Origin of the sequence: Plastoroseomonas hellenica, from assembly GCF_018129085.1 — a bacterium.
Taxonomy (GTDB): Bacteria; Pseudomonadota; Alphaproteobacteria; order Acetobacterales; family Acetobacteraceae; genus Plastoroseomonas; species Plastoroseomonas hellenica.
Map to the genome: position 1 here is coordinate 117757 of NZ_JAAGBB010000022.1, position 6631 is coordinate 124387.

At 70.8% G+C, this 6631-nt stretch carries 5 protein-coding genes and 1 pseudogene; all 6 read right to left on the bottom strand.

Features of this window, described 5'->3' with window-relative positions; genetic code table 11:
* Window positions 1-9: 9 nt before the first annotated feature.
* Complete coding sequence (ligA, locus tag GXW71_RS18715; RefSeq protein ID WP_211854074.1) at window positions 10-2112, bottom strand: NAD-dependent DNA ligase LigA; 2103 nt, start codon at window positions 2110-2112, stop codon at window positions 10-12.
* Entirely contained in the window at window positions 2109-2585 is a 477-nt protein-coding gene (locus tag GXW71_RS18720) for a GNAT family N-acetyltransferase (protein WP_211854075.1), read from the bottom strand. The genes ligA and GXW71_RS18720 overlap by 4 nt, the downstream gene beginning before the upstream one ends.
* A complete protein-coding gene (gene recN, locus GXW71_RS18725) occupies window positions 2575-4251 on the bottom strand; it encodes a DNA repair protein RecN (protein ID WP_211854076.1) in 1677 nt (558 codons plus the stop codon). The genes GXW71_RS18720 and recN overlap by 11 nt, the downstream gene beginning before the upstream one ends.
* A 19-nt stretch (window positions 4252-4270) precedes the next feature.
* On the bottom strand, window positions 4271-5119 hold the full coding sequence (locus GXW71_RS18730; RefSeq protein WP_211854077.1) for an outer membrane protein assembly factor BamD: 849 nt from the start codon (window positions 5117-5119) through the stop codon (window positions 4271-4273).
* Between the two features lie 98 nt (window positions 5120-5217).
* Window positions 5218-6174 carry a UDP-3-O-acyl-N-acetylglucosamine deacetylase gene (lpxC, locus tag GXW71_RS18735; protein WP_211854078.1) on the bottom strand — a complete coding sequence of 319 codons (957 nt, stop codon included), beginning with the start codon at window positions 6172-6174 and terminating at the stop codon, window positions 5218-5220.
* Window positions 6175-6416: 242 nt separating this feature from the next.
* Window positions 6417-6631, bottom strand: a pseudogene (locus tag GXW71_RS18740) (cell division protein FtsZ); the annotation flags it as partial.

Genomic DNA, 6631 nt, shown 5'->3' on the forward strand with positions numbered 1-6631 from the left:
CGCTGATGGTCAGTCGATCCCGGCCTGGCTACGCCACTCTTCCTCGGTCAGCGTTGCGACGCCGAGCTCTGTCGCCTTCGCGGCCTTGGAGCCGGCATCGGCGCCGACGATGACGAAATCCGTCTTCTTGGAAACGCTCTTGGTGACCTTGGCGCCGAGGCGTTCCGCCACCGCCTCCGCCTCGTCGCGGGTCATGGTGGTGAGGGTGCCGGTGAAGACCACCGTCTTGCCCGCGAAGGCGCTGTCGGCGGCGCCGCTGCCGGTCGCGTCCTCGGGCGTCACCTGGCCCGCCAGATCATCGAGGGCCGCGAGGTTGCGGGGCTCGGCGAAGAACTCGACGAGCTCGGTCGCGATGGCGGGACCAATGCCCTGGATGCTGCCGAGTTCCTCCCGCTCCTCGGAGCCGATGACGCGGGCCGCGATCATCTTCTCCCGCCAATGCGGGAAGGAGACGTAGTGGCGGGCCAGCAGCTTCGCGTTCTGCTCGCCGATGCGACGAATGCCGAGCGCGAAGATGAAGCGCTCCAGCGGCACCCGGCGCCGCGCCTCGATGGCGGCGAGCAGGTTCGGGACCTTCTTCGCTTCCTCCGGCTTCTTCGACTTGGCGCCCCAGCCCTCCCATTGCCGCATACGCTCGGCATGGGCGGCGAGGCGGAAGATATCGGCGGGGCTGCGCAGCAGTTCCTCGTCATAGAGGCGCTGGATGTTCTCCTCGCCGAGGCCTTCGATATCCATGGCGCGGCGGGAGACGAAGTGCTTCAGGCGCTCGACCGTCTGCGCGGGACAGATCAGGCCGCCAGTGCAGCGGCGCACCACGTCGTCGCCATCGCGCACCGCGTGGCTGTGGCAGATCGGGCATTCGGTCAGCGGCACGAAGGGCTGTGCGTCGGCTGGGCGCTTCTCCAGCACGACGCTGACGATCTGCGGAATGACGTCGCCGGCACGCTGCAGGATCACCGTGTCGCCGATCCGCACATCCTTGCGTGCGATCTCATCCTCGTTGTGCAGCGTCGCATGGCGCACCACGACGCCGCCGACATTGACCGGCTCCATCACCGCGCGCGGTGTCAGCGCGCCGGTGCGCCCGACCTGGATCTCAATGGCGATGAGCTTCGTCGTCGCCTGTTCGGCGGGGAACTTCCATGCCACCGCCCAGCGGGGCGCGCGGCCGACGAAGCCGAGGCGGCGCTGCCAGTCGATGCGGTCGAGCTTGTAGACCACGCCGTCGATGTCATAGGCGAGGCCGGCGCGCTGCTCACCCATCGCCGCCTGGAAGGCCTCCGCCGCATGCTCGTCCGGCAGCTTCTTGGAGAGCGGGTTCACATCGAAGCCCCAATCCTCCAGCCGCTTCAGCCAGGCATGGTGCGTCTCCGCCACCGGCTCGCTCGCCGCTCCCATCGCATAGGCGAAGAGCTTGAGCGGGCGGCTCGCGGTGATCGCGGCATCCTTCTGCCGCAGCGACCCCGCCGCGGCATTGCGCGGATTGGCCGGCACCACCACCCGCTTGCCGCTGTCCAGCAGCGCCTGCTGGGCGTCGCGGAAGGCGAGGAAATCGGCCTTCTCCAAAAACACCTCGCCGCGGATTTCGATGCGCTCCGGATGCGGGCCCTTCAGCCGCAGCGGCAGGTCCTTCAGGGTGCGGAGATTGGCGGTGACATCCTCGCCGACCAGCCCGTCGCCGCGCGTCGCGCCGCGGATGAAGCGGCCCTTCTCGTAGAGCAGGTTGATCGAGAGGCCGTCGATCTTCGGCTCCGCCACGAAGGCGAGCGTCTCCTCGGCGGAAAGGCCGAGGAAGCGGCGGATACGCGCGGCGAATTCGGCGAATTCCTCCGGCCCGAACACATTGTCGAGGGAGAGCATGGGCTCGCCATGCTGCGACTTCGCGAAGGTCTCGGCCGCCGTCGCGCCGACGCGGCGCGACGGGCTGTCGGGGCGGATCAGGTCCGGGAACTGCGCCTCGATCTCCCGGTTCCGGCGCACCAGAGCGTCATACTCGGCATCCGAGATCTCCGGTGCATCCTGGCGATGATAGAGATCATCGTGCCGCGCGATATCGGCGGCCAGGCGCTCCAGCTCGGCCGCGGCTTCCGCTTCGGACAGGGTGCCGCTCATGGCGCAGCCTCCGCGGCCAGGGTCTGGAAATCCTCGGTGACGCAGGCGAAGGCGAGCACGCGTTCGCCCTTGCCGCCCAGGCGGCGATAGAAGGCATGTGCTGCAGTGTTGTCTTCCCGCGCGGTCAACCAGAGATGCCGCGCGCCCCGCATCTTTCCGGTCGCGGCGAGCTGCGCCAGCAGCGCACGTCCCACGCCGTGCCGGCGCTGCTCCGGCACGACGTAGAGATCGCCGATATAGAGGCCATGCTCGGCATGGCCGGTCTCGAAGGTGGCATGGCCGGTCGCATAGCCGATCGGCGCGCCGTCCAGCTCGGCGAGCGCGACATGCGCCGCCGCGATCAGCCCGGCCAGCGCCGCTTCGGTGATGAGATCCTCGGGATCGCCCTGCTCGCGGTTGAGCGCGCGCACCAGTGGGAGCAGTGCTGCCGCGTCGCCCGGCGCGGCCGCCCGGACCTTGGGATCACCGGGCATCGGCCAGCAGGCTCTCGGCGGCGGCCCGCGCCGCGTCGGTGATGCGCTCGCCCGCCAGCATGCGCGCGATCTCCTCGCGCCGCGCCGCATCGGGAAGCTGGGATACGCGGGTTTCCGCGCGCTCGCCGCGCACCGACTTCGCGACCTGCAGATGCGCGATGCCGCGGGCCGCGACCTGCGGGGAATGGGTGACGACCAGCACCTGCAGCCGCTCCGCGACACGGGCCAGCCTTTCGCCCACCGCGGCGGCGGTGGCACCGCCGATGCCCGCATCCACCTCGTCAAAGATCAGTGTCGGCACCGGCGATCCGCGCGCGAGCACCACCTTGAGCGCCAGCATCAGCCGTGACAGCTCCCCGCCCGAGGCGATCTTCGCGAGTGGTCCGGGCGCCTGGCCGGGATTGGTCGCGACCAGGAAGGTCACGCGATCCTGCCCATCCGGTCCCCAGCCGCCTTCATCCTTGGCCGCGACCTCGATCGCGAGCCGTGCGCGGTCCAGCTTCAGCGGCGGCAATTCGCGGGCGATCGCGCGTTCCAGCTTCGCGGCCTGCTCGCGCCGGGCCTCGCTGAGCGCCCGCGCGGCCTCCGTGTAATCCGCCCGCGCGGCGGCGGCGGCCCGCGCCAGCTCCGCGACGCGCCCGCTGCCGGCATCGAGCGAGGCCAACCGCTCCTTCAGCGACACCAGCAAGGCCGGCAGTTCCACCACCGCGACGCTGTGCTTGCGCGCGGCGCCGCGCAGCGCAAAGAGGCGTTCCTCCACCTGCTCCAGGCGGCGCGGATCGGGGCCGCCTTCGCTCATTAACCGGGTCAGCGCCGTCTCGGCCTCTGCCACCGCCTCCTGCGCGGCGTTGAGGAGGGCGATCGCGGGCTGCGCCTCCTCATTCGGCGGTGGCAGCCGCTCCAGCGCCCGCGCCGCCTCGCGCAGGGCGCGGGCGGGGGAGCCGGAGCGACGGTCGCGTGGCGTCAGCTCCGCGATGGCGACGGCGATCGCCTCGGCGCGGCGCTCGCCCTGCTGCAGATGCAGGCGTTCCTTCGCCAGCTCCTCATCCTCGCCTTCCACGGGCGCCAGCCCAGTGAGCTCGCCCACCGCGTGGCGCAGCCATTCCTCGTCGCGCTGGGCGGCGGCGATGGCGGCTTCCGCCTCCGTCAGGGCGCGTTCGGCACTGCGCCAGGTGGACCAGGCGGCGGCGACCTTGGCCCGCCGCGCCTCCAGCGCCCCGAAGGCGTCGAGCAGGCCGCCATGCGTCGCCGAATCGGCGAGACCCACCTGGTCGTGCTGGCCCTGCACCTCGATCAGCGTGGTGCCAATCCGGCGCAGCAACGCGACGCCGACCGGCTCGTCATTGACGAAGGCGCGGCTGCGGCCATCGGCCTGCACCACCCGGCGCAGCACGATCTCGTCCTCGGCTGCCATGCCTTGTTCGGCCAGCAGCGCGAAGGCCGGATGATCGGCCGGTGGCAGGAAGGCCGCGGCGACGCTCGCCTGCGGCTGGCCGGCACGCACCATCCCGGCTTCCGCCCGCGCGCCGAGCGCGAGGCCGAGCGCGTCCAGCAGGATGGATTTGCCCGCCCCGGTCTCCCCGGTCAGCACCGTGAGGCCGGGGCCGAAGGTGAGGTCCAGCCGCTCGATCAGCACCACATCGCGGATGGCGAGCGAGGCGAGCATGACGCGCGCCGCGCCAGGCTCAAAAGAGCCAGTTGGTGGCGCGGGTGAAGAAGCCCGGCCGGTCGGGTGCGGTGGCCGAGGCGCCGTCGACCAGCAGCGCGTAGCTGTCCTGGTACCAGGCATTGCCCGGGTAGTTGTGGCCGAGCACCGCCGCGGTGCGCCGCGCCTCGTCGCGCAGGCCGAGCGTCAGGTAGATCTCGGTCAGCCGGTGCAGCGCCTCGGGCACGTGGTTGGTGGTCTGGTATTCCTCAACCACCCGGCGGAAGCGGCCGATCGCCGCGGTGTAGAGGCCCTGGCGCTGGTAGAAGCGGCCGATGGTCATCTCGCGCCCCGCCAGATGGTCGCGCGCAAGGTCGATCTTGAGGCGCGCGTCACGGGCATAGGCGGTATCGGGGAAGCGGCTCACCACCTCCTGCAGCGCCTGCATCGCGATCTCGGTCTGGCGCTGGTCGCGCTCCGCGTCGTTGATCTGCTCATACTGGCAGAGCGCCCGCAGATAATAGGCATAGGCGATGTCGCGATGCGCGGGATGGAGCTGGATGAAGCGGTCCAGCGCGCCGATCGCCTCGGTGTAGCGGTTGCGCTGGTATTCGGTGTAGGCGCCCATCAGCTTCGCGCTGGTAGCCCAGGTGGAATAGGGGTGCTCGCGCTCCACCAGGTCGAAGTTGCGGACCGCTGCGGCGTAGTTCTCCGCGCGCAAGTCGCGCATGCCATCGGCATAGAGCTGTTCGGGCGCGATGTCGCCGGCTGGGGCGCCGGGCACGCGGCGCCCGGTGTCGGTGCCGTCCCAGGCGCGGACGCCATCGCCGCTGCCGCAGCCTGGTAGGACTGCCACAAGGGCGAGGAGAGCGAGGACGCTGAGACGCATGGGATGGACCGTGATCATGGGCGGCGCTCTATACCATGGCTCAAGTCCCGCCCTCAAACCGGGGCGGCGATTCGCGCCGGCGCCCGGACGGGCGTGGCTCAATCCCGCGCGGGCGCCGCGGCGGCGGGCAGGCGGAGCGACACGCCGTCGGCGGGAATCTCGGCCGCGCCGATGCGCCGCCAGGCCGCCTGATCCGCGAAGAGGGCGCGCAGCACGCGGTTGTTCAGGGCATGGCCGGAGCGGTTGCCCCGGAAGCGACCCTTCAGCGGTGCACCGGCCAGCGCCAGATCGCCCACCACGTCGAGCAGCTTGTGCCGCACGAACTCATCCCCGTGGCGCAGCCCGCCCGGGTTGAGCACCAGCGGCCCGTCCACAACCACGGCATTGGCGAGGCTGCCGCCGCGCGCCAGCCCGGCCTTGCGCAGCCGCGCCACGTCTTCGGCCAGCGTGAAGGTGCGGGCTTCGGCCAGCACCTCGCGGAAACTCGCGGGCGTGATCCGCGCCGAGATCCGCTGGCGGCCGATGGCGGTGTTCGGGAAGTCGATCTCCAGATCGGCCTCGAAGCCGGAATCGCGCGCCGGCAGCAACTCGGCGAAGGCGCCGGAGGCATCCTCGACGCGCACCGGGCGCAGCACCTCGATCGCCGCGCGCGGGGCCGCCGTGGTGACGGTGCCGGCGCAGTCGATCAGGAACAGGAAAGGGGCGGCCGAACCGTCCAGGATCGGCAGTTCCGGCCCATCGACATCGACCTCGGCATCGTCGATGCCGGCGCCGGCGAAGGCGGCCATCAGATGCTCGATCGTGCCGATGCGCGCATCCGGTGCGTCATCGGCGGCGATCGCGGTGCAGAGCCGCGTATCCACCACCTGGTCGAAGCGCGCGGCGATCGTGAGGCCGCCGAGATCGGTGCGGCGGAACAGGATTCCGGTGCCGGCGGCGGCAGGGCGCAGCGTAAGCGACACCTTGCGGCCCGAATGCAGGCCGATACCGGTGCAGCCGATGGCGCTTTTCAGCGTCCGCCGCCGCCCGCTCTCCGCCTGAATGAAACCGTCCATGCAAACCTGTCCCGAATGAAACCAGTGCCGCGTGCCGTCGCGGAGTGATCACGACATCCATGGCGACGCTGCTGCACCGCAGAAGATGGCGGTCGGGACGCCCAGTGGAAACTCAAACCATATTTCCCAATATTACTATGTAAGCCTTTGAAAACGCTGGATAGGTGCATCGCACAATGCGGCTGGATCATGGCAAGGGCAGGGGGTGCAACGAATTGCACCCCCTGATCGCGCTGCGCGCCCTAGTTGCTCTGGCGCCGCAGGAAGGTCGGGATTTCGAGCCCCATCTCGTCCTGGCCGGAGCGCGGCTCGGAGAAGCGCGGCTCGGCCATTGGGGCAGCCTGGCGTGGCGCGGCCGGCGCGGCGGCCGGTGCTTCCGGCAGGCTGCGGCGCATCAGCCCGGTCGCGGTGCGGAACAGGTTGCCGATGCCGGCGCGGGCCGCGGCGGCGGGCGGCG

Coding starts and splice junctions, on each gene's coding strand:
- GXW71_RS18720 (WP_211854075.1), bottom strand. CDS start 2,585: ATGCCCGGTGATCCCAAGGTCCGGGCGGCCGCGCCGGGCGACGCGGCA.
- recN (WP_211854076.1), bottom strand. CDS start 4,251: ATGCTCGCCTCGCTCGCCATCCGCGATGTGGTGCTGATCGAGCGGCTG.
- lpxC (WP_211854078.1), bottom strand. CDS start 6,174: ATGGACGGTTTCATTCAGGCGGAGAGCGGGCGGCGGCGGACGCTGAAA.
- GXW71_RS18730 (WP_211854077.1), bottom strand. CDS start 5,119: ATGCGTCTCAGCGTCCTCGCTCTCCTCGCCCTTGTGGCAGTCCTACCA.
- ligA (WP_211854074.1), bottom strand. CDS start 2,112: ATGAGCGGCACCCTGTCCGAAGCGGAAGCCGCGGCCGAGCTGGAGCGC.